Source organism: Streptomyces sp. ICC4, from assembly GCF_003287915.1.
GTDB lineage: Bacteria > Actinomycetota > Actinomycetes > Streptomycetales > Streptomycetaceae > Streptomyces > Streptomyces tritrimontium.
The window spans coordinates 2,963,127-2,988,664 of the sequence record NZ_CP030286.1 but is presented as its reverse complement, the minus strand read 5'-3'; the positions used below and the strand labels follow the sequence as shown (position 1 = coordinate 2,988,664).

General features: G+C 74.5%; 23 protein-coding genes and 1 pseudogene. 7 read left to right on the top strand and 17 right to left on the bottom strand.

The window, feature by feature from the left end; genetic code table 11:
* The first annotated feature begins 3 nt into the window (after positions 1–3).
* Positions 4–990, top strand: a complete 987-nt coding sequence (locus DRB89_RS13915) for a sugar phosphate isomerase/epimerase (RefSeq protein WP_239516124.1) — start codon at positions 4–6, stop codon at positions 988–990.
* Positions 991–1,018: 28 nt separating this feature from the next.
* Here the strand turns inward: DRB89_RS13915 and DRB89_RS13910 are convergent, their stop codons facing one another.
* Positions 1,019–1,798 (bottom strand): hypothetical protein, encoded by a 780-nt coding sequence (locus DRB89_RS13910; protein ID WP_112463294.1) that lies wholly within the window; start codon positions 1,796–1,798, stop codon positions 1,019–1,021.
* Between the two features lie 112 nt (positions 1,799–1,910).
* Here DRB89_RS13910 and DRB89_RS13905 point away from each other — a divergent pair, with 112 nt between their 5' ends.
* Positions 1,911–2,642 carry an HNH endonuclease family protein gene (locus DRB89_RS13905; RefSeq protein ID WP_239516123.1) on the top strand — a complete coding sequence of 244 codons (732 nt, stop codon included), beginning with the start codon at positions 1,911–1,913 and terminating at the stop codon, positions 2,640–2,642.
* A gap of 36 nt (positions 2,643–2,678) precedes the next feature.
* Here DRB89_RS13905 and DRB89_RS13900 read toward each other — a convergent pair whose 3' ends face one another.
* The 4 genes from DRB89_RS13900 to DRB89_RS13885 all read right to left on the bottom strand — a co-directional run bounded on the left by DRB89_RS13900 (position 2,679) and on the right by DRB89_RS13885 (position 6,725).
* Positions 2,679–3,740, bottom strand: coding sequence for a hypothetical protein (locus tag DRB89_RS13900; RefSeq protein ID WP_239516783.1), 1,062 nt, complete (start codon positions 3,738–3,740; stop codon positions 2,679–2,681).
* 249 nt (positions 3,741–3,989) lie between these two features.
* On the bottom strand, positions 3,990–4,523 hold the full coding sequence (locus tag DRB89_RS13895) for a GNAT family N-acetyltransferase (protein ID WP_112453269.1): 534 nt from the start codon (positions 4,521–4,523) through the stop codon (positions 3,990–3,992).
* A 49-nt stretch (positions 4,524–4,572) separates the two neighbouring features.
* A complete protein-coding gene (locus tag DRB89_RS13890) occupies positions 4,573–5,610 on the bottom strand; it encodes a 2-oxoglutarate and iron-dependent oxygenase domain-containing protein (RefSeq protein ID WP_112463293.1) in 1,038 nt (345 codons plus the stop codon).
* A 47-nt stretch (positions 5,611–5,657) separates the two neighbouring features.
* A complete protein-coding gene (locus DRB89_RS13885) occupies positions 5,658–6,725 on the bottom strand; it encodes a GNAT family N-acetyltransferase (RefSeq protein ID WP_239516122.1) in 1,068 nt (355 codons plus the stop codon).
* Positions 6,726–6,925: 200 nt separating this feature from the next.
* On the opposite strand from DRB89_RS13885, the gene DRB89_RS13880 reads away from it, so the two are divergent.
* A complete protein-coding gene (locus tag DRB89_RS13880; RefSeq protein ID WP_112453267.1) occupies positions 6,926–7,681 on the top strand; it encodes a VOC family protein in 756 nt (251 codons plus the stop codon).
* On the opposite strand, the gene DRB89_RS13875 is transcribed toward DRB89_RS13880, so the two are convergent.
* Positions 7,641–8,684, bottom strand: a complete 1,044-nt coding sequence (locus DRB89_RS13875; RefSeq protein WP_112447678.1) for a PHP domain-containing protein — start codon at positions 8,682–8,684, stop codon at positions 7,641–7,643. The genes DRB89_RS13880 and DRB89_RS13875 overlap by 41 nt on opposite strands.
* 72 nt (positions 8,685–8,756) lie before the next feature.
* Positions 8,757–9,809 (bottom strand): hypothetical protein, encoded by a 1,053-nt coding sequence (locus tag DRB89_RS13870; RefSeq protein WP_162688571.1) that lies wholly within the window; start codon positions 9,807–9,809, stop codon positions 8,757–8,759.
* A 184-nt stretch (positions 9,810–9,993) separates the two neighbouring features.
* Here DRB89_RS13870 and DRB89_RS13860 point away from each other — a divergent pair, with 184 nt between their 5' ends.
* Positions 9,994–10,506 (top strand): DinB family protein, encoded by a 513-nt coding sequence (locus DRB89_RS13860; RefSeq protein ID WP_112447675.1) that lies wholly within the window; start codon positions 9,994–9,996, stop codon positions 10,504–10,506.
* On the top strand, positions 10,506–12,209 hold the full coding sequence (locus DRB89_RS13855) for a carboxylesterase family protein (protein WP_112447674.1): 1,704 nt from the start codon (positions 10,506–10,508) through the stop codon (positions 12,207–12,209). Before DRB89_RS13860 ends, DRB89_RS13855 begins: the two co-directional genes overlap by 1 nt.
* Here the strand turns inward: DRB89_RS13855 and DRB89_RS13850 are convergent.
* The 3 genes from DRB89_RS13850 to DRB89_RS13840 all read right to left on the bottom strand — a co-directional run bounded on the left by DRB89_RS13850 (position 12,206) and on the right by DRB89_RS13840 (position 14,906).
* Complete coding sequence (locus DRB89_RS13850) at positions 12,206–13,729, bottom strand: MFS transporter (RefSeq protein ID WP_112447673.1); 1,524 nt, start codon at positions 13,727–13,729, stop codon at positions 12,206–12,208. The genes DRB89_RS13855 and DRB89_RS13850 overlap by 4 nt on opposite strands.
* Before the next feature lie 54 nt (positions 13,730–13,783).
* Positions 13,784–14,344, bottom strand: a complete 561-nt coding sequence (locus DRB89_RS13845; protein WP_112447672.1) for a TetR/AcrR family transcriptional regulator — start codon at positions 14,342–14,344, stop codon at positions 13,784–13,786.
* A gap of 295 nt (positions 14,345–14,639) precedes the next feature.
* Entirely contained in the window at positions 14,640–14,906 is a 267-nt protein-coding gene (locus tag DRB89_RS13840) for a DUF6158 family protein (RefSeq protein ID WP_112453266.1), read from the bottom strand.
* 192 nt (positions 14,907–15,098) lie between these two features.
* Here DRB89_RS13840 and DRB89_RS13835 point away from each other — a divergent pair.
* Positions 15,099–15,875: pseudogene (locus DRB89_RS13835) on the top strand (MFS transporter); the annotation flags it as partial.
* Between the two features lie 183 nt (positions 15,876–16,058).
* Here the strand turns inward: DRB89_RS13835 and DRB89_RS13830 are convergent.
* From DRB89_RS13830 to DRB89_RS42875, 6 genes are all read right to left on the bottom strand, one after another.
* Positions 16,059–16,448, bottom strand: coding sequence for a hypothetical protein (locus DRB89_RS13830; RefSeq protein WP_112447670.1), 390 nt, complete (start codon positions 16,446–16,448; stop codon positions 16,059–16,061).
* A gap of 55 nt (positions 16,449–16,503) precedes the next feature.
* Positions 16,504–17,394, bottom strand: coding sequence for an aminoglycoside phosphotransferase family protein (locus DRB89_RS13825; protein ID WP_112447669.1), 891 nt, complete (start codon positions 17,392–17,394; stop codon positions 16,504–16,506).
* Between the two features lie 216 nt (positions 17,395–17,610).
* Complete coding sequence (locus DRB89_RS13820; RefSeq protein ID WP_112447668.1) at positions 17,611–20,838, bottom strand: TIM-barrel domain-containing protein; 3,228 nt, start codon at positions 20,836–20,838, stop codon at positions 17,611–17,613.
* 144 nt (positions 20,839–20,982) lie between these two features.
* Complete coding sequence (locus DRB89_RS13815; RefSeq protein WP_112447667.1) at positions 20,983–22,464, bottom strand: hypothetical protein; 1,482 nt, start codon at positions 22,462–22,464, stop codon at positions 20,983–20,985.
* Positions 22,465–22,535: 71 nt separating this feature from the next.
* On the bottom strand, positions 22,536–23,753 hold the full coding sequence (locus DRB89_RS13810) for a cytochrome P450 (RefSeq protein WP_204357665.1): 1,218 nt from the start codon (positions 23,751–23,753) through the stop codon (positions 22,536–22,538).
* Positions 23,754–23,782: 29 nt separating this feature from the next.
* Positions 23,783–24,448 carry a TetR/AcrR family transcriptional regulator gene (locus tag DRB89_RS42875; protein WP_162688570.1) on the bottom strand — a complete coding sequence of 222 codons (666 nt, stop codon included), beginning with the start codon at positions 24,446–24,448 and terminating at the stop codon, positions 23,783–23,785.
* Between the two features lie 431 nt (positions 24,449–24,879).
* Between DRB89_RS42875 and DRB89_RS13800 the strand changes: the two genes are divergently transcribed.
* The gene (locus DRB89_RS13800; RefSeq protein WP_112447665.1) at positions 24,880–25,254 is read left to right on the top strand and encodes a hypothetical protein; all 375 of its coding nucleotides are present in this window, start codon (positions 24,880–24,882) and stop codon (positions 25,252–25,254) included.
* On the opposite strand, the gene DRB89_RS13795 is transcribed toward DRB89_RS13800, so the two are convergent.
* Positions 25,226–25,531, bottom strand: a complete 306-nt coding sequence (locus DRB89_RS13795) for a hypothetical protein (protein ID WP_112447664.1) — start codon at positions 25,529–25,531, stop codon at positions 25,226–25,228. The genes DRB89_RS13800 and DRB89_RS13795 overlap by 29 nt on opposite strands.
* Positions 25,532–25,538: the final 7 nt, after the last annotated feature.

Sequence of the window (25,538 nt, the reverse complement as noted above, 5' to 3'; positions counted from 1 at the left end):
GGGATGCGGGGGGCGCGCCCCCGATACCCTGTCCCCGTGGCAAAACCAGTCCGGATCCCGACCGCGAAAGTCGCCCTCTCCACCGCCTCCGTCTATCCGGAGTCGACGGCGACCGCCTTCGAGATCGCCGCGCGCCTCGGCTACGACGGCGTGGAGGTCATGGTCTGGACGGACCCGGTGAGCCAGGACGTCGATGCCCTGCGCCGGCTCTCCGACCACCACGGGGTCCCGATCCTGGCCGTCCACGCCCCCTGCCTCCTCATCACGCAGCGCGTCTGGTCCACCGATCCCTGGACCAAGCTCCAGCGCGCCCAGGCGGCGGCGGAGAAGCTCGGGGCGTCCACGGTCGTCGTGCACCCCCCGTTCCGCTGGCAGCGCCAGTACTCCCGGGACTTCGTCACCGGCATCTGGCGGATGGCGGACGAGACCGACGTCAAGTTCGCCGTCGAGAACATGTATCCCTGGCGCTACCGGGACCGCGAGATGCTCGCCTACGCGCCCGAGTGGGACGTCACCAAGGACGACTACCGCCACTTCACGGTCGACCTCTCCCACACCGCGACCGCCCGCACCGACGCGACCGCGATGATCGACCGGATGGGCGACCGCCTCGCGCACGTCCACCTCGCCGACGGAAACGGCTCCGCGAAGGATGAGCACCTGGTGCCCGGCCGCGGCAGCCAGCCCTGCGCCGAACTGCTGGAGCGGCTCGCCACCACGGCCTTCGACGGACACGTCGTCATCGAGGTCAACACCCGCCGCGCGATGTCCTCCGCCGAGCGCGAGGCCGACCTCGCCGAGGCCCTGGCCTTCACCCGCCTCCACCTCGCGACGGCCGCGGCCTCCCCGCCGACGGTCGGCCCCCTCCTCCGGCCGGCCAGCCCGGCCCGACCGGCCAATCCGCCCGCCCCGGCGACCGCGTGTGCAGCGTGCCGTCCCCGTCCCTTTTATACATTTCCGCGCCCCCGAGCCACGCAAACACTGCGCTAGATCAGCACGGAGTAGATCGTGGGCAGCGTCAGAGTTGTATAAGAGACAGCCAGGAGTCGGTCACCACGACCGGGTAGGACTCGCGCGAGCGGACGGTGACCGTACCGCTGTCCCCGTACACCTCGCGCCGCCAGTCCGCGAAGACCCGTGCCACCCGGCGCGCGTCGTCGCCCCTGCTCTTGCCCTTGCCCGCGGTGGTGAAGGCGACCTCGGCGAGGCCGGACCCGCCCACCTTGCGGACGCGGACGGCGCCGATGCCGTCGGCGGGGACGGTCCAGTCCGCTTCGGTGCGGTGCTCGCCGTAGTAGGCGGCGAAGTCACGGGTCATGTCGAACCATCCGGCGGCGCCGCACGGGCCCGCGCCGTTGGTGACGGCTCCGCCCCCGCCGCCGGGCGCGGCCGTGCCGTCCGTGGGCGGGTCCGGGGTGCCGGAGTCCTGATCGGTCGGCGGGTCCGGGACGCCCGTGTCCTGGTCCGTGGGCGGGCCCGCGTACGTGCCCGTCTCCTCGTCCGTGGGCGGGCCCGCGTAGGCACCCGTGTTCTCGTCCGTGGGCGGGCCCGCGTACGCGCCCGTCTCCTCATCCGTCGGGATGTCAGGGGCCGCCGTGCCGACGCCCGCTCCGCCGTCCGTCGGCCCGTCCAGATCGCAGATCGCCGGGCTCGGCGCCGCGACGGGGGCGGGCCCCGCCGCCTCCCCCGCCCGTACGGTGCCGCAGCCCGCGAGCACCGCGCACAGCAGTGCCGCGAGCACGGTCGGCGCCGTCCGCGCGGTCGCGGACCGGGCCGTCCTCTTCGTGGTCGCCTTCATGTCGTCGCCCCCTTCCCCGTACAAGAGGGGCCAGCGGTAGCCGTGGTTCCCTCCGGGGCCGGCTTGGGTAGTCTTCCCGGGACACAGTGCACGGCAGGCTCGGGGTGGGGTAATGGGACGTCAGACACGCGTGTCCGGAGCGGTGGTGGCGGCCGCGTCGCTGCTGCTCCTCGCCGGATGTTCCGGAACCGGGACGGCCCCCGGTGACGACCCGAAACCCGGCACCGCCACCTCCGCGCCACCCTCCTCGTCCACCGCGCCCGACGACGGGAAGCCCGCCCCCGGGGACGTGCTGCCCGGTTTGGCCACCACGGCCGAGGCCCGAACCCGGCTGGCTGCGCTGAAGGTCGCCCCGCCGGGGACCATGTCCGGTTACAGCCGGGACAAGTTCACGCACTGGGCGGAGCAGGGGAACAAGTGCGACACCCGCGAGGTCATCCTGCAGCGGGACGGCGCGAACGTCACCCGGGACTCCGAGTGCAAGGCCGTGTCCGGGACCTGGAAGAGCCTGTACGACGATGTGGTGGTCACCGAGGCCTCGAAGATCGACATCGACCACATGGTGCCGCTCGCCGAGGGCTGGCGCTCCGGCGCGGCCGGCTGGGACGCCGCGAAGCGCAAGGCCTTCGCGAACGATCTGACACACCCCCAACTGCTCGCGGTGACCGCCTCCTCGAACCGCTCGAAGGGCGATCAGAGCCCCGACCTGTGGCAGCCGCCGTCGAAGGCTTCCTGGTGCCAGTACGGTCGCGCCTGGACGACCGTGAAGTCGGCGTACGGCCTGACCGTCACCGAACCCGAGAAGCGGATGCTCGCCACCATGCTCGACACGTGCGCGGCGTGAGACCGATCCACACGCCCTCCTGACGCCCGGACCGGATCACAGCACCGCGATGCCCAGCGGCCGCGAACCCGCCGCGAGGCGGCGGCTGTTCCCGCTGTCGAGGTCCACGACCGTGATGCCGTTCCAGTAGCCGTCGCGGGTGTATCCACCGGTGACGTAGGCCGTGCGCCCGTCCCGGGAGACGGCCACGTCCTCGTGCGGCCCCTCCAGCGGGTACACCCGTTCCGCCCCGTCCGGGGAGCGGACCGTGAGGGACGGCCCCTCGCCCTTCCCCTGTTCCACCGCCCCCGTGCCGACCACCAGCAGCCGGCCGTCCGGCGTGGCGGCGACCCCGTGCTGGTGGGTGTCCGCGGTCAGCCTCTCGATCGTGGTCCGTCCCGTCCGCGGGTCCACCACGGCGAGCCGCTCGCCCTCGAAGGGGAGCAGCAGCATCCCGTCGGCCGGCCGCACGGCGGTGTAGTGCGGCTTCAGCCAGGAGCCGAGCCCGCCTTCCGTCCCGTACGGGGCGACCTCGATGCGGCGCGGCAGCAGCGAGCCGGCGGGCACGACGGTCACGTCGAAGGAGTCGTGTCCGGTGACGTAGATCTCGGACCCGTCCTTCGACACGTCCACGTCGAAGGGGCGACGGCCCACCGGGACGACCGCGGTGACGGCGGCCTTCGCCGTGTCGACGACCTCGAGGACCCCGGTGGTCCCGGGGACGTTGACCCCGACGTAGGCGCGGGCGCCGTCGGGCGAGAGCGCGATGCCCATGCCGCCGCCCCGGTACTCGCCGCCGGTGACGGGCCCGGCGGCGGTGGTGCGGTACGGGACGCGGGTCTGCAGGGTGCGCGTCCGCGTGTCCACGACGGCGACCCCCTCGGCCGTCGCCACCCAGGCCCGGCCGTCCGCGCCGACCGCCAGGCCGTACGGAGCCCTGCCGACCCGGACGGAGCCGACGGAGCCGCGCTCCGGGTCCACGAAGGTGACGGTGTCGGCGCCGAAGTCTGCGACGAGCAGGGTCCCGGCAGGGGTCTGCGCGGCCGTCGGCAGCGGGGAGGCGGCGGGCGCCGAGGGCTGCGGCGCCGAGGCGGGCTGAGTGCAGGCGCCGAGCAGCAGGGCCCCGGCGAGGGCCGCGAGGGCGGTACGGGTCGTCCGCGTCGCCCGCTCGCGGCGGCGCGGGTGCGGTCGGTCGTGCTCCGGCACGGGTGCCCCTCTCGTTTCCGGGGGCGGGGCCGGTGGTGCGCCCGCTCCCCCGTACCCATCCTCACCTCGCGGGAGGGGCCGGCCGTTCGGCCCGCCGGCCGACCGCCGGGTCGACCGATCGGTTGATGCGAAGGCGGGACGGGCCCGGGAGCGGCGGAACGTTCAGCCCTCGTACTCCGTGAGGTCGATGCCGTGGATGTTGAGCAGGGCCCCGGACTCCGGGTGCGAGGTGTCCTTCTCCGCCACCATCCCCAGCTTGCGGATCACGTTCTCGGACTCGTCGTTGCCCGCCCGGTTCACGGCGACGACCCGGTCGAGGCCCCGGTCCTGGAGGGCGAACTCCAGCGTGGCGTGCGCGGCCTCGGAGCCGTATCCCTGGCCCCAGTAGGAGCGGCCGAGGCGCCAGGTGATCTCCGCCGCGGGCAGCACCTCGGGCAGCCACCACGGCATGGACAGGCCGACGGCACCGATCAGCTCGCCGGAGGCCAGCAGCTCGACGGCGAAGATCCCGAAGCCCTCCTCGTCCCACTCGTCCTCCCACCGCTCGATGGTCTCGGCGGTCTCCTCGAGGTCGAGGGTCTCGCCGTCGCCGATCCAGCGCATCACCTCGGAGTCGGCGTTGATCTCCGACAGGGGGACGAGGTCGTCCTCGGACCAGCGGCGGAGGAGGAGGCGGGGGGTGCGGATCTCGGTCATGGAGCCCATCCTGCCGAACGCGCCCGCCATCGGGTAATCGGGTCCCCCGCTAGCCCTCCGCACCCGCCTGACCAGCCGGGTCCCGCGGGTCCCCGGCGCGGCCCGGACCGGCCGGATCCCCCGCCGGGACGGTGATCGCGTCGAGCTGCGCCCGCAGGTAGGCGTGCGAGTCGACCGGCTCGTGCGTGAGGCGGCCCAGCGGCGCCGGAAGGGACTCCACCCGGGTGTGCGGGTCGCACTCGTAGAAGTAGACGAGCGAGATCAGCTCCTCGGCCGGTGCGTCGGCGGGCGGCGGCAGCACCCGGTGGCGGCCGGCCCGCCACCGGTCGCCCGTCCAGCGCGCCATCAGGTCACCGATGTTCACGGTGAGCGCGGCGGGATCGTACGGGGCGTCCTGCCAGCCCTCGGCCTCGGTGTGGATCTGCAGCCCGCCCGCGCCCTGCTCGCGGTCCAGGACGGTGACGGTGCCGAAGTCGGTGTGCGCCCCGATGCGGAACTGACCGGGCAGCGGCGGCCCGACGGTCTCGGTACCGGGGTACCAGTTGACGTTGAACCCCCAGGTGGGGTGGCTGGTGTGGCGGGTGAAATGGTCCGCCTCCAGGCCCAGGGCGGCGGCCAGCAGCCCGAGCAGTTCGTCGGAGAGCGCCCGCATCTCGGCCAGGTACCGGACCACCAGCGGCCGCAGCGCGGGCGCCTCGGCCGGCCACGCGTTGGGCCGGAACCACTCCGCGTCCACCGCCGGGATCCCGGTCGGGTCCTCCGCCGCCCAGGACCAGGACTCCTTGAGGTCCGGCGGGGAGGCCGCGCCCTCCGCGTAGCTGTTGGCCTCCGCGCCCGGACCGAGCCAGCCGCGGCCGCCGACCGCGACGGCGTACGGGGCCTTGGCGGCGGCCGGGAGCCGGAAGAACGCGCGGGCCGCCTCCCGGATCCGCCCGGGCAGCTCCGGATCCTCCCCGTGCCCCGCCACCAGGAGGAAGCCGGCGCTCTGCAGGGCCTCGTCGACGCGGGCGGCGACGCGCCGGCGGGCTTCGGGTCCCCCGGAGCGCCACGGGCCGAGATCGATCACGGGGACCTGGGAACTCACCACGGCGGGACCTGCTTTCCGGATCGGTGCGGGCGCCGCGCGGACCGGATTCAGCCCGCGGAGCCCCGTAGGACGTACCGGACCAGGCCCTCCCCGGTGCCGGCCTCGGTGAAACCGGTCCGTCCGAGCACCCCCTGGGAGGGTGTGTTGTCCGCGTCCGTCGTGGCCGCCAGCAGGGTGGTGCCCGGCTGTCCGAAGGCCCAGGCGGTCAGCGCCTTCAGGGCCTCGGTGGCATGGCCGTTGCCGCGCGCCGAGGGCAGGAGGTCGTAGCCGACCTCGGCGCGGCCGTCGGCGTCCGGGGCGCCGTGGAAGCCCATGCCGCCGATGGCCCGCCGGTCGCTCGCGCGGATGATGGCGTACGGTCCCCAGCCCGGCCGGTACGTCCCCGCGTCGCGCGCCTTCGTCACCATCCCCGCGGCGTACCGGGTGCCGTCGCCGGGTCCTTCCCCGGCCCAGGCGAAGCCTCCGCTGCCGCCCGCGTGCAGGTCGGCCGCGGCCATCGGGGAGATCTCGCAGAGCAGTACGCTCCCGGCCTCGACGGGTTCGGCGTACCAGCGCCAGGACGCCTGGCGGGCGAGGCCCGGCAGTTCGCCCCGGCCGGTCGCCCACAGCAGGGTCCGCCAGGAGTCGTGGCCGCGCGGGACGTGCGGGAAGAGGCGGTCCAGGGCCCGTTCGGCCAGGGCGGGGCCGGGCTCCCAGTCGTGGATGCCGAGCCCGCTGAGGATGTCGTGGGTGTGCAGCAGGGTCTCGACGACGCCCATCGCGGCGAAGCCGTCCGCGCCCGCGCTGCCGTACGGGTGCCAGGCGCGGTCGTCGGGCCGGGCGGCGGCCACGACGGCGGAGAGCATGCCCCCGGTCGCCGTGATGATCTCCAGCAGGCCGGCGGGGGTGGTGCCCGGGTCCGCCGTGATCTCGAAGGGCACCCAGGCCGTGCGCGCACGGCCGGTGACCTGCGCGGCGTAGGCCGTGTAACAGCTCGCGACATGGACCGCGGTGTCGTAGCAGCTCCATTCCAGCCCGGCCGCCGGGACGGACCAGTCGAGGTGCACCGCCTCCCCCAGTGCCCTCGTGCTGAGTGAAACCGCTTCGTCCATGTCCTGCGGACCCGTGATCGCCATGCGCCGAACCCTAGGTCGGCGCCCGGACGCGGCCAAGGGATTATCCGCGGGCCCGGTGGCGCGCCTGCGGGCCACGGCCGGGGACGGGGCGCTACTGCTTGTGCTCGGACGGCGCGCTGACCGCGCCCCGGTGAAGGGCGGAGCAAACGGTGGAGATTTCGACGAGGGACGTCTTCGGGGCGCCGTGCTGGGTGAGCCTGATGGCACGTGACCTCGGCGCGGCGCAGCGGTTCTACGGTGCGGTCGTGGGCTGGCGGTTCCAGCCCGCGCGGCTCGGCGAGGCGTTCTCCGTGGCCGAGCTGGACGGGGCGGAGGTGGCCGGGATCGGGGCGCTGGCCGTGGATCTGGCGGTGCCGGTGGCGTGGACCCCGTACTTCGCCGTGGACGACGCCGATGTGGCGGCGGACCGGGTCCGGGAGCGCAGCGGCACGGTCGCGGTGGGCCCGTTCTCCTTCGAGTCGGGGGGCCGCGCGGCGCTGGTGGCGGACCGGGACGGGGCGGTCTTCGGGATCTGGGAGGGCCCGGTGACGGCGGGCTGGCGGGTGGGCAGCGGCCACGCGCCGGCCTGGCTGGAGCTGCGCACCCGCGACGCCTTCGAGTCGGCGATCTTCTACGGGGAGGTCCTGGAGTGGGCCACCGATCGCGACGGGTGCTGCGAGGTCTCCTACGAGGAGGACCGGGTGGTGCTGCGGCAGGGCGGGGAGCCGGTGGCCCGGCTGGACAGCGGGCCGGTGGAGCCGGGCTCGTACAGTCCGTACACGCGGCCCCGCTGGCACGTCCACTTCCGGGTTCCGGAGCTGGAGCCGGCGGTGGCGGCGGCGGTCGCCCTGGGCGGGCGGGCGGTCTCGGAACCGGGTGAGAGCGCGACCGAGCGGTGGGTGGCGCTGCGCGATCCGGACGGGGCGCTGTTCACGCTCACGGCGTTCCGGGCGGCCGACGGGTCCGGGTCCAGGTGAGGAGGTCGGCCGCGGACCAGGTGTTGACGATCCGGTCGGCCGGCACCCCGCATTCCAGGGCGCGTTCGCAGCCGGTGGTCTGCCAGTCGAGCTGGCCGGGGGCGTGGGCGTCGGTGTCGATCGCGAAGAAGGTGCCCGCGGCGACGGCGAGCCGCAGCAGCCGGCGCGGCGGGTCGAGCCGTTCGGGTCTGCTGTTGATCTCCACGGCGGCGCCGGAGTCGGCGCAGGCCGCGAAGACGGCCTCGGCGTCGAACTCCGACTCGGGGCGGGTCTTTCCCGTGACCAGCCGTCCGGTGCAGTGACCGAGGACGTCCAGGTGCGGGTTGCGGACGGCGTTGACCATCCGCCGGGTCATGGCGGGAGCGTCCATCCGGAGCTTGGAGTGGACGGAGCCGACCACCAGGTCCACCTCGGCCAGGAGTTCGGGCTCCTGGTCGAGGGAGCCGTCGGCGAGGATGTCGCACTCGATGCCGGTGAGCAGCCGGAACGGCGCCCAGGCCGTGTTCAGTTCGGCGACGGCCCGCAGCTGTTCGCGCAGGCGCTCGGGCGGGAGTCCGCGGGCGACCGTCAGGCGCGGCGAGTGGTCGGTGAGCACCGCCCAGTCGTGGCCGAGGGCCGCGGCGGCCCGGCCCATGGCCTCGATCGAGCCGGATCCGTCGGACCATTCCGAGTGCACGTGGCAGTCGCCGCGCAGGGCGGCGCGCAGCGCGCGGGCCTCCGGGCTCGGCGGCGGGCCCTCGGGGTGGGCGGCGGCCTTGTCCTCGAGCCGCTGGAGGTACTCGGGCACCTCGCCGGCGAGGGCCTCCCGGACGGCCTGGGCGGTCTTCGGGCCGATGCCCTTGACCGCTTCGAGCGTGCCGGCCGCGACCCGCTCGGCCACCTCGCGCTCCCCCATCCGTTCGAGGGCCGCGGCGGCGGTGCGGAAGGCCTGGATCCGGTAGGTCGGTTCTTGGGCGCGCTCCAGCAGGAAGGCGATGCGGTCCAGTGCCGCCTCCGGGTCCATCGAGCGCCTCGCTCCGTCCGACGGCGGGGAGGGGACCCGGGCCGTGGGGCCCGGGTCCCCTCCCCGCCTGGGTCAGGCTCCGTCGGCCGGGTCGGCCGCCGGGCGGTACTGCAGGGCCAGGCCCGCGAGGACGGCGCCGGTCGCGGCGCTCAGCACCGCGGTGACGCCCGCCCAGGCGACGGAGCCGGCGACCGCGCCGGCGAGCGGGTCGAACTCCACGGCGCCGCCCACCACGTGGAGTGCGGCGACGCCCAGCGCGACGATCGCGCCGGTCCGCCATGCCGCGGCCGTGTCGCGCACCGCCAGCAGTGCGCCGGCGGTCAGGCAGAGCAGCGTGACGGCGAGGGCGAGCAGCCCGCCGGGATCACCGGAGGCCAGGCCCGCGAGATCGCCGGGCACGTGCAGCGCGCCGCAGAGCAGCAGCGCGAACGCCACCGGCCAGCGCAGTACGCGGCCGAGCGCGCCGCCCGGGGGCCGGGCCCCCGCGGACCGGACTCCCGCGGCTCGTCCCGGAGCCGGGACCGGGTTCGGGACCGGGGCCGGGGCCGAGACCGGGCGGGCGGTGGCGCGCCCCGGGGGAGCCGGTGCGCGCACCGCCCCGCGCTCGGGGGCCCGTCCGTCGCCGGTGCCGAGGATGCTGACCAGCAGGGCCACGTCCTCGATGGGCCGGCCGAGGGCGGCGGCCCGCAGGGTGATGTCGGTTTCGACGACCTCGTGCGGGGGCTCTCCCAGCAGGGTGACCATCTCGCGGACTTCGTGGACGGGCCGGGACACGGCGGCCGCGCGCAGCGCCGTGTGTCCGGGGTTGGGCACCTGTCCGGACTCCTTGAGGAGGCTCACCAGTGCGGCGACCTCCTTGACCGGCCGGCCGGTGGCCGCGGTCTCCAGGACCGTGCGTATGGGCGCCGCCCCGGTCCCTTCCGCCCGCGCGGGCCCGGCCTCGCGGTCCCGGTCCGTGCCGGGGCCGTCGCCGGGGTCGGCGGCGGAGTCGGAGTCGGCGGCGGAGTCGGAGTCGGCGGCGGCGGGGCCGTCGTCGGGGCCGGCCGGCGGCCGGACTTCCGTGGTGTCGGGGAGCCCGCGCGGTTCTTCGTACTCCGTCGCGGCGAGCGTGATGGGGTCATTCATGGAAAGCTCCGTTCGCCGACGCGCGGGTCTACACATCGCGCGCCGGTCATCGTGCGTCATGGGAAGCGCACGCTTTGTTACATTCAGCGCCACCCCGCGGCGCTGCGCCATTCGGGGCGGGCAAACGGGGGTCCCCCGCGGTGCCGCGGGGGGTCCCGGCACCCGTCGTGGGCATGGTGGGGGCATGAAGGGTACGGAGTTGCTCGCCGACGCGTTCGGCCGGATCCACGGTGTGGTGCACGAGGCGGTCGAGGGGCTGGACGCGGAGCTGCTGGACGCGCGGATCGACCCCGGCGCCAACTCGGTCACCTGGCTCGTCTGGCACCTGGCCCGGATCCAGGACGACCACGTGGCGGACGCGGCGGGCTGGGAGCAGGTCTGGCACGCGCGGGGGTGGGACGAGCGGTTCGGCCTCGCGCTCCCGGCCGGGTCGACCGGGTACGGGCACACCGCCCGCCAGGCCGCCGCCGTGCGGGTGGCTTCCGGGGACCTGCTGCTGGGGTACTTCGACGCCGTCCACGCGCAGACCGGGCGGTTCCTGCGCGGGCTGGGCGCCGCCGATCTGGACCGGGTGGTGGACGAGCGGTGGGACCCGCCGGTGACCCTGGGGGTGCGCCTGGTCAGTGTGATCGGCGACGACCTCCAGCACGCGGGACAGGCGGCCTTCGTACGGGGCGTGCTGGAGCGGGGGCGCTGATGGCGTCCGGGACGGCGCTCCTGCTGGCCCTGCTCCTGCTGGCCGGCGGGCCCGCCGGCCGGCAGGCGGCCGACGCGCCGGGCGCCGACGGGCCGGGCGCCCGCGCGAGGGCCGCCCGCGCGACGGCCCACGGCGACGGCTTCCGGCCCGTGGTGGAGACCGACCGCGGCGCGGTGCGCGGGCGGGAGTCGGCCGGGGTCCGGACCTTCGAGGGCGTCCCGTACGCCGCCCCGCCCACCGGCCCGCTGCGCTGGCGGCCGCCGGAGCCGGCCGCGCGCTGGGCGGACGTACGGGACGCGGGCGCGCCCGGGGCCCGCTGCGTCCAGCTGCCGGCGGTGGGGCCGGGCGGACCGAGCGGCTCGGAGGACTGCCTGTTCCTCAACGTCACGGCGCCCGCCCCCGCGCGGGAGGGCGAAGGCGAGCAGCCCGGCCCGGGCGGCGAGCGGGCGCGCCGGCCGGTGATGGTGTGGTTCCACGGCGGCGGGTTCATGAACGGCGCCGGTGACCTGTACCGGCCGGGCCGACTGGCCGCGGCGGGCGGGGTCGTGGTCGTCACCGTCAACTACCGCCTCGGGATCTTCGGCCTCTTCGGGCATCCCGCGCTCGGCGGGGCCCCCGATCTCGCGCTCGCCGACCAGCAGGCGGCGCTGCACTGGGTGCGGGCCAACGCCGCCCGCTTCGGCGGCGATCCGGGAAGCGTCACCGTGTTCGGCGAGTCGGCGGGCGGCCTCAGCGTCTGCGCGCACCTCACCTCCCCGGCCTCGGCCGGCCTCTTCCACCGGGCGATCGCCCAGAGCGGCTCCTGCTCGCTCGTGGTCCCGCCGCGCTCGTTGCTCACCACCCTGGGCGCCTACGAGCCGTTCGTGCCGCAGGAGCGCACCGTGGCCGACGGGATCGCCGCGGCGGCCCGGCTCGGCTGCGGCCGGCCCTCGGACGAGGAGGTCCTGCGGTGCCTGCGCGGCCTGGCCCCCGAGGTCCTCGCGACGCCCGAGCTGATGCTGCGGTTCTCCGGCGTGTCCCACGGCAACGCGCTGCTGCCCGTCGAACCCCGACGGGCCCTGGAGCGCGGGGAGTTCCACCGGGTCCCGGTGGTGCAGGGCTCGACCCGCGACGAGATCCGGATCTTCCTCGGGCAGACGCTGGCCGCCTACCCGCTCCCCGACGCACAGGCCTACCGGGCCAGGCTGCGGGCCTCGTTCGGCGCGGCAGCCGGACGGATCGAGGCGGCCTATCCGGTGTCGGGCCACCCGACGCCCGCGCTGGCCTTCGCCGCCGTGCTCTCGGACGCCTCGTTCCTGTGCCCGCAGCTGCGGGACAGCCGGGCGCTGGCGCGGCACGTGCCGACGTACGACTACCGCTTCGACGACCGCGAGGCGCCCGACTTCACCGGGCTGCCGCCGGTGGCGGGCTTCCCCTACGGGGCCTCGCACGGCTTCGAGCTGCCCTATCTCTTCGACACCGGGCTGCCGTTGGCCGCGCCGCAGCGGGCACTGTCGGAGCGGATGATCCGCCACTGGACCCGGTTCGCGGAGACCGGGGATCCGAACCCGCCCGGTTCGGATCCCCGGTGGCCGCGCTCCCCCGCCGTACTGTCCCTCGCGCCGGGTCCGAGGGGGATCCGCACGGTGAACGCGGCGGCCGAGCACCACTGCGCCCTGTGGAACCGGATCGGATCCGGACGCCCGGGACCGTCACAGCACTAGTGGTTCTCGGTCGGCCGCAGATCGCGCGGGATCAGGGCCCACGTCGTCACGGCGGCCGCGACCGCGAGCGCTCCCGCCATCAGGAACGCCGGGGTGATCGCGAGGGTGTAGGCCTGCGACGCGGCGTCGAGCAGGTTCTGGCCGACCGTGCCGCCGAGCCGTTCGGCGGTGTGGGCGGCCTCGCCCACGGAGTCCCGTACGGCCGTCAGCGTGGTGGAGTCCAGGTCGAGGGCCGGGAGGTTGGCCCGGTAGAGCGCGGCGGCGGTGGAGCCGAGGATGGCGACGCCCATGGCGGAGCCCAGTTCGTAGCAGGTCTCCTCGATGGCCGCGGCGCTCGAGACCTCCTCGGCCGGGGCCGTGGAGATCAGGGTCACCGAGGCGACGGTGGTGGCGATGCCCGCGCCCAGGCCCATGACGCCGAGGGCGACGGCGAAGGCGGGGTAGCCGAGGCCGGTGAACTGCTGCAGGGTCCAGGGCAGGGCCATGCCCGCCGCGAGGATCACCAGGCCGCTGCCGAGCACGTGCCGGATCGCGAAGCGCTGCATGAGCGACGGGGCGATCATCGAGGCGCAGATCAGCGCGAGCGGGGCGGGCAGCAGGGAGAGCCCGGCTTCGAGCGGGGTGTAGCCCTGGCCGTACTGGAACCACTGGGTGACCAGGAACAGGATCGCGCCCATGCCCACCATGGGCAGGAAGATCGCGGTGGCGGCCACGCTGAAGGCGGGCTTGGCGAACAGCCGGACCTGGAGCAGCGGGTTGTCCAGGCGGAGCTGGCGGCGTACGAACACGGTCAGGCAGACGGCGGCGAGGGCGAGCAGGGCCCACGGCAGCGGGTCGGCGACGCCGCTCTTGCCGAGCTGCTTGATGCCGCCCGCGAGGGCGAGCATGCCGACGATCGACTGGCCGACGCCCCACCAGTCCCACGTGCCGGCGGAGCGCGGGGAGCGGGATTCGGGGAGGTAGCGCAGGCCGGCCGCGACGATGAGCGCGGCGACGGGCAGGTTGAGGAGGAAGGCGGAGTGCCAGCCGTAGTCCTGGACGAGCAGGCCTCCGACGACCGGGCCGAAGGCCATGCCGCCGCCGAAGACGGCGGCCCAGACGGCGAGCGCGAAGGCGCGTTCCTTGGCGTCGGTGAAGACGCTGCGCAGGATCGACAGGGTGGACGGCATGATCGCGGCGCCGCCGACGCCGAGGAGGGCGCGGGCCGCGATGACGTGCCAGGCCTCGGTGGAGAAGACGGCGATGAGCGAGGCGACGGCGAAGATGCCGAAGCCCGCCATCAGGAGCCGCTTGCGGCCCCAGCGGTCGCCGAGGGCGCCGGCGGTGACGAGCAGGCCGGAGAGGGCGAGCGCGTAGACGTCGATGATCCACAGCTGCTGGACGGCGCCCGGCTGGAGGTCGCCGACGAGCGAGGGGAACGCCACGTTGAGGATCGTGGTGTCCATCGAGATGAGCAGGAGGCTGCCGGAGAGGATCGCGAGCACGATCCAGCGGCGCGGATCCTGCGTGGGGGTGTGCATGGGGGTTCCGTTCACGGTGGTACGCGGGGGTGGTGGTACGGGTCCGGAGGCCGCTCAGGCGGCGGCGGACGGCCTGGTTCCGGTGAGGAAGGAGGCGAGGACCAGCCGGCCGATGTCGCGGCGGGCGAGGTGGCCGTCGCGGACGCCTTCGGCGGCGGCGTCGAGCAGTCCCCAGAGCGAGTACCAGATCCAGTACGCGGGCAGGTCGACGCGCAGCCGGCCGAGGCGCTGGCCGAGGCCGAGGAAGGCGAGGGCCCGCTGGTCCTGTCGCTGGATGCCGGCGCGGAAGGCGGGGTCGGCGAGCACGGTGGCGTCGCGCGAGGTGAATCCGTAGAGGTGCGCGGCGGGCAGCAGGCCGGTGACGAGCCGCTCCAGCGCGGCGTCGAAGGCGGCGCCGTCGGCGGTGTCGGGCAGGTCGGCGGGCGCGAGGCAGCCGTCGACCACGTCGATGGCCCGCACGGCGACGGCTTTGAGCAGCGCCTCGCGGGTGGCGTAGCGGCGGCTCAGCGTGGCCCGGCTGGTGCCGATGCCGGCGGCGATGTGCGTCATCGAGGCGCTGTGGTCGCCCGCGAGGACGCGTGCGGCGCCGTCCAGCAGCTCTTCTTCGTTCATCATGCGATCCTCCTTCGTATCAAACGATACAAATTTGTCTCACATGAAGCAAATCTGCGCCGCGGCGCGCTCGACGCTGAGGCATGATCGGCGACGCTGATCGAACTGATCGACTGGGGGCGCAGCGCCGAGGAGGACGGCGTCCTCGCGTTTCGGCTCGGTGGCAGCCTCGTTCTGCTGGAGTCGGCCGGGCCGCTGCCGGCGGGTGTCGTTCCCGGATGGGTGCGGGTGTGGTTCGAGCGGGAGCGGGTCGAGCTCCATCCGTACGACGTCTGACCGCCGGCCCGAGCCGGGCGGGTCAGTCCTGGGGTTCGGGTTCCGCGCCCGTGCGGGCGCGGGCGCCGGAGCGGGTGCGGCCGGGGGTCTGGGCCCGCTCCGGGTGGCGGCGGACGTACTCGCGCTCCAGCTCGCCCATCCGCTGGGTGTGGGTGACCAGCGCTTCTTCCGACCCGTGCAGCAGGGTTTCGTGGCGCGTGCGGTGAATGGCCTCGAGCTCCTTCATCAGGCGGCCCTCTTCCAGCCCGCTCGCCGACGGGCCGGCCTCGCGCGGCGCGTGCTCCGCCATGGCGGTCACCTCCTCCTCGGCCGGGCCGGGCCCCTCGCCCGGCCGTGCTCACTCCATCATCCCGAAAGGACGGGGAGCGGCCAGTCGGTAGACAGTGTCTACGCCCGGCCGCTAGATGTATTGACCCGCAGGGTTGTTGACTCGGCTGATGGGCGGGTGTCCGCCCAGTGCGGTGTGGCAGCGGTGGTGGTGGCCGTGGCGGCGGCCGTGCACGCGCTGGCCGGCGTACCGGCACACGGCTGGGCAGGGCGGCGGACGCTGGCCTGGCTGGCCGGGGCGGCGGCGCTCACGGCGCTGGCCGTGCGCTCCGAGCGGCGCTCGGCGCACCCGCTGGTGCCGCTGCCGGTGGCCCGCTCCCGTTCGGTGACGGCGTCGATGGCACTGCTGGCCCTGGTCTCCGGCGCGATGTTCGGGGCCCTCTTCTCGGCGAGCTTCGCGCTCCAGGGCGCGGGCGGCCTCGATCCGCTGGCGACCGGGCTGCGGGTGCTGCCCATGACCGCCGCCATGGTCGCCGGGTCGCCGCTGGCGGGGGCGGCGCTGCGCCGGTTCGGGGCGCGGGCGACGGCGGTCGCCGGAACGGGGCTCGTGGCGCTCGGGATCTCGGGCCTCGGTCCGGGGTGGGGTTTCGGCGTGCTCGGAGCGGGCTTCGCCGCGGTGATGGTGACGGCCACCGGGACGGTGGTCGGGGACGCGCCCGCCGGGCATGCCGGGGTGGTGGGCGGGCTCAAGCCGACGGCGATGAACGTGGGGCCGGCCTTCGGCATCGCGGTGGCCGCGGGGACCGCCGGGGCCTCGACCGCGGCGCTGGCCGCGCTGGCCGCGCTGGCCGCCGTGGGGCTGCTGCCGGCGTCGCGGCTGCCGGGCCGCGGCCGCGGGCGGCGTCCCGTCCCCGTCATCGCGGGGACGGGAACGGGTGCCGACCCGTCGGCGCCGCATCCCCACGGACAGGCGGCCCGGTCACAGCACTAGTGCTGTGGCCGGGAAGGTTTGCCGGGTCGCGGTGTTCGGTGCGGTGCCTCTCCCCCAGCTACCGCCGGGAGGGGCCCCCGGGCGGAGGACCACGCCTCGTACTGGACGTACCGGTGTGGTCCGACAACGCGGCGAGGTGCCGTGCCGGGCGCCGCGACCCGGTGAACCCTTCCGGTCACAGCACTAGCGTGCGTCGAGCTTGGCGATCACCTGGTCGCGCAGGATCTCGTACTCGGTGCGCAGGCGGCGCATCTCGCTCTCCGGAGGGCGGGGGACGACGACGCCCTCGGTGATCTTCTCCTCCGGGCCGAACTGATCGCGGGTGAGGTCGATCTCGATGCCCAGGCCCAGGCGGTTCCACCAGTGGTAGTCCACGCGCTCGCCGTCGACGAGGACCTCGCCGCGGACCAGCTCGCCGCCCAGCAGGTCGTGGAGGACGAGGGCGGTCACCCCGCACTGGTCACGGGCCGGGTTCTCCCGGGTCCAGCGGTCGCGGTACTCGGGGGTGCACGTCTGCGCGCTCCAGCTGCTGCGGACGGCCCGGTCTATGTCGGTCAGGAGTAAAGGTGTCATGGCGCCCATCCTCGCAACCGGCACCGACAAAGATCCATCCCCCGGCCGGCCCGGTTCAGCCGGACTCCGGCCCGGCGGCGAGGAGTTCGCCGATGACGTGGCGGGCGTTGCCCGCCATGACCGGGTTGGTCTCGCGGTAGTAGGCCAGTTCGGCGAGCGAGACCGACAGGGCCCAGCCGCGCCCGCGCGTCCAGGTCGCGCCGTCGGCGGCGAGGGCGGTCCGGAAGGCGGGCCGGGCGGTCGCGGGGAGCACGTACCAGGCCGCGAGGAGGTCGACGGCGGGGTCGCCGAGGCCCGCGCAGCCGAAGTCGATCACGGCGGCGAGGCGGTCGTCGGCCAGCAGCATGTTGCCCGGCTGCAGGTCCGCGTGGATCCAGACCGGCGGGCCGGGAGGCAGCGGGGCCCGCAGGGCCTCCTCCCACAGGGCGGTCGCCGCCGCGGCGTCGACGTCTCCGCTCGCGCCCAGGGCCGCGATCGAGGCGCGGGTGTCGGCGTCGCGTTCCGCCAGGGTCTCGCTGCGGTAGGAGGCCGGCGCGTCCACCGGGTCGGCGCGGTGCAGGGCCGTGACGAACTCCGCGAGGTCCGCTGCCAGCAGGTCCGGTGCGGCGATCTTCCCGGCCACCGGGATCTCGCCGGGGAGCCAGCCGTAGACGGACCAGGGCCACGGGTAGCCCTCGGCGGGCCGGCCCGCGCCCAGCGGGACGGGGACGGCGGCCGGAAGCACCGGGGCGAGCCGCCGCAGCCAGATCCGCTCCGCGCGGACATCGGCGGCGGAGCCCGTCGTGCGCGGGAGGCGTACGACCATGTCCTCGCCCAGCCGGTACATGGCGTTCGAGGTGCCGGCCGAGTCGACCCGCTCGACGGGAAGCGACGCCCACCGCGGGAACTGCCCGGCGATCAGGCGGATCACGAGGGACGTGTCGATGTCCGGTTCGTCGGCGTGCATCTTCCGGGGTACGGGCGCCTGCGGTGTCGGCGTCCGGGATGTCGGCGTCCGGGATGTCGGTGTGCCTGCGGGCATGGGCGGGTTCCCTGGGGTCTGAGGGGCGAGGTCTCCAAAGTATCCGCTGGTCACGGGCGTTGGGGAGGGGCGAGCCCGGCCCGGAGGGATGCCGGGCCGGGCTCGGTGGGGGGTGTCGGGCGGTGCGAGGGTGTCGGGGTGTCAGGGGGTGAAGGTCCAGCGCTGGGCCGCGGTGGCGGCGCAGGCGACGCGGGTCAGCTTGGTGCCGTTGGCGGAGGCGGAGCCGGCCGGGGTCAGGCACTGGCCGGCGTTGCGCAGGCTGCCGTCCGGACCGGTCTGCCAGCTCTGGCCGGAGCTGCCGTCGCAGGTCCGGACGGCGACGGCCGAGGCGGTCGCGGCGTCCAGGCAGACTCCGCTCAGCCCGGTCAGGCGGCCGTCGCCCTGCAGGGTCCAGCGCTGGTTCGGGCCGCCGTGGCAGCTGTAGAGGGTGGGCTGGGTGCCCGGGGTGGTGGCGCTTCCCGGGAGGTCCAGGCAGGTGGCCGAGGCCCCGTTGACCAGGGTCGCGGCGGCCGGGAGCGGGGTGGGGCGGCCGGTGAGGGTGATCTCGGCGGCACTGGTCCACGGGCCGCGGCCGCCCGCCTCGGTCAGTGACTTGAGCCGGAGGTAGCGGCCCGTCTTCGCCGCCAGGGAGACGGACTTGAGAGCCGAGCTGTCGGCGAAGGCGCCGGTCGCCACCGGGGACCCCCAGTCGGTGGTGGTGTCCGAGACGTACACCTCGTAGCCGCCGATCCGGCCGTTGGCCCCGCCGTCCTGGCGGGGCAGGTAGCCGAGGCCGTCCACCGTGTAGCGGGCGCCGAGGTCGATCTGGATCTCGTGCGGCAGGGCCGCCGGGGTCCCCGCCGACCAGGCGGTGTGCCAGATGGTTCCCGTGTTGCCGTCGAAGGCGTTGCGGGCGGCGCCGTTCTCCCCGCCGGTCTCCTGGCTGTCGGCGGAGACCACGGTCCAGCCCGACTGCGGGACGGGGCTGGAGGTGGCCGGGACGGGATCGGCCGCCGGGACGGAGGTGCCGGTGGCCGAGACGCTGAACGCGCCCGCCTTCGTACCCGTCTTGGTCCACAGGATGCCGCCGCGGTCGGCCGCGTCGAAGAACCAGCCCGTCGCCGCCGCATCGTAGGCGGCCTTGCTGGTCAGCCGGGTGAGCGCCGTGCCGTCCACCGTGAGCGCGCCGGGGGCGGTGGCCACGTGGAGGGTGAACTCGTAGCCGCGCGAGGCGGGTTTGCCGGCGTAGCTGCCGGTCGGGGCGGAAACGGACACGGTGACGTCGCCGGAGCCGGAGGCGGGCGCGGTGACGTCGACCTGCTGGCGGGCGAAGGCGCCCGACTGGTGGGCGCGGGTGATGCCGTCGTCCTCGTAGAGGCTGAAGGAGGAGTTGGCGCGCGGGTGGATGTCGTAGGTGAGGGTGGAGACGGACTTCTCCCCCGTGTAGTTCATCTGCGGCCACATCGGGACGATCGCGCCGCCCTTGACGAAGAGGGGCAGGGTGTCGAGGGGCGCCTGGTAGCCGTTGAGCCAGCCCGGTCCGGCGTACGTCTTGCCGGTCCAGTAGTCCGTCCAGGTGCCGGCGGGCAGGTAGATGCCGTCCCGTACGGAGGTGTCGGAGACGACGGGCGCGACGAGGAGGGAATCGCCTGCCATGAACTGGCCGCTGGTCAGGTTGGAGCGGGCCACCGGGTCACCGGGGTACTCCAGGACCATCGCGCGGGTGCTCGGGACGCCGGTCTCGTGCGCGGTCCGGCTCATCGTGTACAGGTACGGCATCAGCCGCATCTTCAGCTGGAGGTACTTGCGGTTGATGGAGAGGTACGGCTCCGCGAACCGCCAGGGCTGCTTGTCCTGGTAGCCGGCCGTCGGGCCGGTCGCGCCCCAGCCCGACATGGTCATGAAGGCCGGGGTGAAGGCCTTCCACTGGAGGTCGCGGACGTAGGTCTTCGGACTGCCGGCGAAGATGCCGTCGATGTCGCCGGAGGCGTAGTTGAGGCCGGAGAGGCCGGCCCCCGTGATGGCCGGGACGTGCCAGCGCATGTCGTCCCAGGTGCCGTTGGTGTCGCCGGTCCAGACGACGGCGTTGCGCTGGGTGCCGGCCCAGCCGTCGACGGTCCAGACGTAGCGGCGGGCGTCGGAGTTCTTCTCGATGCCGTCGACGGCCTGCTGCACTCCGTTGAACGCCGTCTTGTAGCCGCCGCCGATCCAGGCCACGTCGGTCTTCACCCCTCGGGACCCGGCGGTGCCCACCTCCTCGTTGATCGAGCCGAGGCCCGTCGAGGTCCACAGTCCGGTCTGGAAGCCCTTGGCCTTGAGCGCGTCGACCGTGGACTTCAGGGGCGCCGTGTAGCCGCAGCCGTAGCCGTCGTTGGGCAGGAACCAGCCCGAGGGCATGTCGGCGGCGCGGGCGTCGGTGGCGTAGCCGACGACGTCCGGGGTGGTCTGGTGGCGGAGCCGGTTGTGGTCGCCCTGGTAGTCCGGGTTGGAGGCGTTGAAGCAGTCGGCGTTGCCCAGCTCGAAGCCCCACGCCGGGGCCATGAAGGGTTTGCCGCTGACGTCGGTGTAGGCGTCGAGGACGGACTTCAGGGAGTCGCCGGTGAAGTACCAGGCGTCGAAGCGGTTCTCGTTGTGGGTGAGGGTGGCCGGCGCGTTGAACCCGTACGAGCCCGGGGCCCAGGTGTTGCGCATCACGCCGTAGCCGTTGGTGGACATGTAGAAGGGCGCGGGGCTGGCGTTGTTGTTCTCGCGCCACTTGTTGTCCACGGCGATCGGGACGGTCTTGCCGCGCAGCGCCCATTCGCCCAGGCGCAGGCCGGTTCCGTAGAACTGCTCGTCGGCGCCGCGCGCGAGGTACTGGGTGGTCTGGCCGCCGGTCCAGGAGGTGGGCTGGGCCTCCTGCCAGACGGGGGTGGAGTTGTCGGCCCGGTAGACGGAGAACTGCAGCGGTGTCTTGTTGACCCGGATGGACAGGGATCCGGTGGTGATCCGGTAGTAGGCGCCCGCGTCGGTCCAACCGGTGCTCACGGAGCCGAAGTCGGTGGTGGTGGCGAGGTCCTTGCCGGCCGGGTCGTTGGTGAAGGCGCCGTCGGGCGAGAGCCAGAGCCGGAAGATGTCGGCGCGGGCGACGACGACGCGGGCCTTGGCGCCGCTGGACGTGGTGGCGGTGAAGGTGTTCCCGGACTGGGTGAAGCCGGTGACGTTGCCCGCGGTGGACGCGGCGGCGGCGCCCGTGCCGGTGGCCGTGCCGGTGGCCGTGCCGGCGGCCGCGGCCGGTGAGGCGATCGGTCCGGCGGCGGCCAGGCCGGCCGCGGCGAGGGCGGCGGCGAGCAGCGCGGCCGCCGGGCCGCGCCGCCGCCGTGGGCTCCTGCGGATGCTGATGAGTCTCATGGGGGCGGCTCCTCGTGCGGTCCGGATCGCGGACACACCTTTTGGCATGCACCGGGCAACATAGCGCCCTGGAGGCCCCGTTTGAAGGAAGTTGCTCGAAATGGCTTGTCAACAAGCATCTTTGAACATCCATCAGCGGGCGGATCAGCAGGCGGAGTCGACGAGCGCCTCCATGACGGACGGGTCCAGCGCCGGGTTCGCCGCCGCGTACCGGGCCAGCTCCGTGTCCTCCAGCAGCTCCGCGATCCGGCGCGCGGGCAGGTTCGGATGCCGCGCCAGAGCGGCGCGGACCGCCGGATCCGGATCGCGGGTGAGCCGCTCGACGAGATCCGGGTCCGCCTCGGGATCCCGCGCCGCCAGGGCCCGTACGGCCGGGTCCTCGTGCCCGGCGTGGGCGGCCAGGCCCGCGGTCGGGAAGCGCGGGCGGGTGAGCAGGTCGGCGCGGTCGGAGCCGGTGTACTCCAGGAAGCAGGCCAGCAGCAGGGCGGCGGGCGCCTCGGGATGGTTCTGCGCGAGGCTCACCCGTACGGCGAGGTCCGGGTCGGCGGCGAGCAGCGCGACGAGGTCCGGCGGCAGGTGGTGCTCGGACGCCGCGCGGCGGCGCAGCACGGGGTGGCCGGAGAGGGCGTTGCGGCGGACGGCGGCGAGGTCCCTCGGCTCGGGCGGCGCGGGCCAGAAGCCGAACGAGTCGCCTTCGGGCACGGTGTAGTCGATCGCCGCGCGCTCGGCCTCGGTGAGCGCGGGGTGGACGGACACGGCGAGGCGGACCTCGGGATCGGGGTCCGCGGCCAGCGCCGCCCGCTCGGCGGGACCGAGGGCGGGGTGGCGGGCGATGCGCTCGCGGACGTGCGGGTCCGGATCGCCGGCCAGCAGGACCACCACGTCGGGCGGCAGGCCGGGGTTGGACGCGATCATGGCCCGGTCGTCCTTGCCCACCGGGGCGGTGAGGACGGAGTCGATGACGGCGCGGCTCAGGGCACGGTTCATGAGCAGGTGGCTGCGGCCGTGGCACGAGCGGTCCGGGAGCTCCCGCTCGACCCAGCCCGGGTCCCTGTGCGACACCTCGAGGAGGGCGCTCTCGCGCACCTGCGGGTCGGGGTCGTCGAGCAGCGCGGCCCGTACCTCGTCCGACAGTACGGACCACGAGCCCACACCGACCCCGCGAAGCACGGCCTCCGGGTGGGTCGGCATGCTGCGGCGGAGCCCTCTGGACGACTGCCGGTAGAGGCCCCCCAGGAGGTCGTTCTCGTACGTGGTGAACATGTGGACGACGGTCTCGTCCGGCAGGGGCCTGGGCCATCGCTCCACATGGGGGGCGGGCCCCTCGGCGAGGTGCGCCCGCACCAGCCACTCGGGGTCGTCCACCAGCCGGGCCCGCTGCGCGGGATCGGCGTGCGGGCTGGAGGCGAAGACGGCGCGCGCCCGTCGGTCGGGGTGGGAGACCAGCGCGTCGACGACCGGTTCCGGCAGGTCCCGGTCGCCGCACAGCGCCATGCGCGCGGCCGGCGGCCCGTCGGCGAGGATCCGCAGCAGCAGGCGGTCCGGCAGGGCCGGGTTCACCGCCAGGCCCGCCAGCCGCAGCTCCGCCGGGGTCGCTTCGTTCCAGATCTTGTCGCGTATCCACATCCGGCCGAGGCTACGCGGTGGGTGGTGGGCAGCGGACGGTGGGCCGCGGGCGGTGGGCCGCGGCCGGTGCCTCAGCCGAAGCGGACCGGGAGGTACTTGACGCCGTTGATGAAGTCCGAGCGCAGCCGCCGGACTTCGCCGGTGAGGGTGACGTCCGGGTGGCGGCGCAGGAGCTCGCGGACGAGGGCCTTGATCTGGGTGCGGGCGAGGCCGGCGCCGAGGCAGAAGTGGGGGCCGCCGCCGCCGAAGGTGACGTGGTCGTTCGGGGTGCGGCGGATGTCGAAGGCGAAGGGGTCGGCGAAGACCTCCTCGTCGCGGTTGGCGGAGGTGTAGTAGGTGACCACCTTCTGGCCCGCGGCGATGGGCTGTCCGCGCAGGACGGTGTCGCGCGTCGCGGTGCGCCGGAAGTTGTGGATCGAGCCGCCCCAGCGCAGGAACTCCTCGGTCGCCGAGGTCCACAGGGCCTCGTCCCCGGGGGCCGCGGCCAGTTCCGCGCGGGCGGCCGGGTGCTCGATCAGGGCGAGCAGGGTGTGGGAGAGCAGGTTGCGGGTGGTCTCGTTGCCCGCGACGCACAGCAGGACGAAGAACATGTTGATCTCGTCCTCCGTCAGCCGTTCCCCGCCGACCTCGGCGTGGACCAGCGCCGAGAGGATGTCCTCGCGGGGGCGGGCCCTCCGCTCGGCGGCCAGCGCGTCGCAGTAGGCGTAGATCTCGGCGGCCGCGAGGTCGCTGTCGTGCTTGCCCGCCGAGAGCTCCGGGTCCTGGCTGCCGGCCATCCGGTTGCTCCACTCGAAGATCAGCCGCTCGTCGCCCTCCGGTACGCCGACCATCTCGCAGATCGTCTGGATCGGCAGCCAGGAGGCGACCTCGTCGACGAAGTCCATGTCCTTGCCCGGGGCGACCGCGCTCTCCACCAGGGCCACCGCCCGCTCCTGGATCCGGGCCGCGAGCCTTCGTACGACCCGGGGCGTGAATCCCGCGCTGACCAGGTTCCGGTACCGGGAGTGCCGCGGTGCGTCCATGCCGAGCAGGACCAGGCGCAGGGTCTCCAGGGATTCGGGGGCCTGGTCGCGGATCATGAACGAGCCCAGTTCGGTGGACCACAGCTCGGGGTCGCGGCTGACGGCCTTGACGTCGGCGTGGCGGGTGACGGCGAAGAAGCCGTCGTGGCGGCCCGGCACCTCGTGCCAGTGCACGGGATCCTCGCGGCGCAGCCGGGTGAACTGCGCGTGCGGGACCTCGCGGGCCCAGGTGTCCTCGAGCAGGTCTGTCTCACCATGGATGGGCACGGAACGGTTCCCTTCGTTCGAGGTTCGAGTCAGCCGAGTCCGAGGAGGGTGGCGAGCGCTTCGACGACGAGGGCGTCGGGTACGCCCCCGGGTTCGAGGCGGTGCTGCATGGACAGCCCGAGCAGGAGGCCGAGGACCAGGGCGCCGGTCTCCTGCGGCGGGCGGGTGAGGGGTGTGCCGGTGGCCTCGGCCCAGTCGGCGAGCCCCTCGCCGAGCTGGGCCCGGATCTCGGCGTAGCGCTGCGCGAGGCGGCCGCCGATGAGCGGGCCGCGGGCGGCGTGCAGCCACAGCTCCGTCTCCAGCAGCAGCCAGGAGTCGCCGTGTTCGGGGTGCGGGCGGGTCAGACTCCCCCACATCGCCGAGAAGTGCACGGCGGGATCGGCGGGGTCGCCCGCCGCGATCTCGGCGGCCAGCTCCCGCGCGGTGCGCTCCTTCCAGACCTCGAGCAGCGCGAGCAGCAGCCCCTCCTTGCCCCCGAAGTGGCTGTACAGGGCGCCCGTGGTGCGGCCGGCCGCCTCGGCGACGGCCTCGGCGGACACCGCGTGGAACCCCTTGCGGGCGAAGAGCGCGGCGGCCGCGTCGATGAGCCGCGAGCGGGTCTCGGACTTGCGCTGCGCCTGGGGGGTGCGGGATGCCTGCGGAGTGCGGGATGCCTGCGGAGTGCCGGGGAGGTGCGGGGTGCGCTCGGGTGTCACCGGGCCTCCGGAGCTCCTGGACGTTATATCGGGGTGCCGATATAACGTGCGCCTCCGCTGACGAACTGTCAATCGTCGTGCACCGGTCCGGTCGGCGGATCCACACGACCTGCCGTTTGCCCTTTTCGTACCCTTTAGTGGTGAACCGCGCCTTTCCGTACGCGCTCTTCCCCGCCGGCGGGCCGAACCGGCCGCCTCGGACCAGAGCTCGGGAGTCTGCACGATGAACCACGGAACGCGCCGCAAGCCGTCCCGGCGGAGGTGGATCGGGGGCGTGGTCGCGCTGGTGGCCGCCGCGGCGGTGGCGGCGGGGGCTCTGACGTACTTCGACGTATTCTCGGACACCGGCGACACCGGCGACACCGTGCACCTCGACGAGCCGCGCGCCCTGCCGCGGGACGGGGGCGGCGGCCGGGGTCGGGCTCAAGTCGGTGCTCCAGAAGCCCGACGCGTTCCGCGCCGTGATCGCCGGCGGGCCGGACATCCGGCCCGACTCACGGCTGTGGAACGGCCACCCGCAGGAGAAGGCGCAGAACAGCCCGCCCGAGCTCGCGCAGAAGCTGATCGACCGGAAGGGTCCCGAGGTCGACCTCGCCTTCCAGGTCGGCACCAAGGGCAGCGACGTCCAGAACCGGCCGCCGATCGAGAAGTTCGTCAAGGACTACACCAAGGGCCCCGTCAAGACGATGCTCCACATCGACGAGGGCGGCGGCCACGACGCCTACACCTACGTCCCGGGCATGTACGACGGCGGGCTCATCCAGTGGATCAGCAAGCTCATGCGCGGACCCGTCCCGAGCCCCTGAGCACCTGGACGCCGGCGGGCACCGCGGAAGCCGCACGGGCTGCGGAAGCCGCACGGGCCGCACGGGCCGGGGGCGCGGTGACCGCCAGGACGGGCGCCGCCGGGGAGGTGTGCCGGTGGCCGCAGGGGTCGAAGACCAGGTCCACCGGCTCCCCCGGGCGCTGACGCCAGGAGATGCGCTCCGGGGCCGCTTCGCACACCGGGCAGCGGGGCAGCGGGCTCGGCTCCGGCAGGTGCTCGGGGGCGGCCGCCAGCTGCGTGGAGTGCGGATCGCGCATGGAGACT

Bases quoted from the DNA above. Each gene is read 5' to 3' on its own strand.
- DRB89_RS13915 (WP_239516124.1), top strand. From the start codon at position 4: ATGCGGGGGGCGCGCCCCCGATACCCTGTCCCCGTGGCAAAACCAGTC.
- DRB89_RS13910 (WP_112463294.1), bottom strand. From the start codon at position 1,798: ATGAAGGCGACCACGAAGAGGACGGCCCGGTCCGCGACCGCGCGGACG.
- DRB89_RS13905 (WP_239516123.1), top strand. From the start codon at position 1,911: ATGGGACGTCAGACACGCGTGTCCGGAGCGGTGGTGGCGGCCGCGTCG.
- DRB89_RS13895 (WP_112453269.1), bottom strand. From the start codon at position 4,523: ATGACCGAGATCCGCACCCCCCGCCTCCTCCTCCGCCGCTGGTCCGAG.
- DRB89_RS13885 (WP_239516122.1), bottom strand. From the start codon at position 6,725: ATGGCGATCACGGGTCCGCAGGACATGGACGAAGCGGTTTCACTCAGC.
- DRB89_RS13880 (WP_112453267.1), top strand. From the start codon at position 6,926: ATGGCACGTGACCTCGGCGCGGCGCAGCGGTTCTACGGTGCGGTCGTG.
- DRB89_RS13875 (WP_112447678.1), bottom strand. From the start codon at position 8,684: ATGGACCCGGAGGCGGCACTGGACCGCATCGCCTTCCTGCTGGAGCGC.
- DRB89_RS13870 (WP_162688571.1), bottom strand. From the start codon at position 9,809: ATGAATGACCCCATCACGCTCGCCGCGACGGAGTACGAAGAACCGCGC.
- DRB89_RS13860 (WP_112447675.1), top strand. From the start codon at position 9,994: ATGAAGGGTACGGAGTTGCTCGCCGACGCGTTCGGCCGGATCCACGGT.
- DRB89_RS13855 (WP_112447674.1), top strand. From the start codon at position 10,506: ATGGCGTCCGGGACGGCGCTCCTGCTGGCCCTGCTCCTGCTGGCCGGC.
- DRB89_RS13850 (WP_112447673.1), bottom strand. From the start codon at position 13,729: ATGCACACCCCCACGCAGGATCCGCGCCGCTGGATCGTGCTCGCGATC.
- DRB89_RS13845 (WP_112447672.1), bottom strand. From the start codon at position 14,344: ATGATGAACGAAGAAGAGCTGCTGGACGGCGCCGCACGCGTCCTCGCG.
- DRB89_RS13840 (WP_112453266.1), bottom strand. From the start codon at position 14,906: ATGGCGGAGCACGCGCCGCGCGAGGCCGGCCCGTCGGCGAGCGGGCTG.
- DRB89_RS13830 (WP_112447670.1), bottom strand. From the start codon at position 16,448: ATGACACCTTTACTCCTGACCGACATAGACCGGGCCGTCCGCAGCAGC.
- DRB89_RS13825 (WP_112447669.1), bottom strand. From the start codon at position 17,394: ATGCACGCCGACGAACCGGACATCGACACGTCCCTCGTGATCCGCCTG.
- DRB89_RS13820 (WP_112447668.1), bottom strand. From the start codon at position 20,838: ATGAGACTCATCAGCATCCGCAGGAGCCCACGGCGGCGGCGCGGCCCG.
- DRB89_RS13815 (WP_112447667.1), bottom strand. From the start codon at position 22,464: ATGTGGATACGCGACAAGATCTGGAACGAAGCGACCCCGGCGGAGCTG.
- DRB89_RS13795 (WP_112447664.1), bottom strand. From the start codon at position 25,531: ATGCGCGATCCGCACTCCACGCAGCTGGCGGCCGCCCCCGAGCACCTG.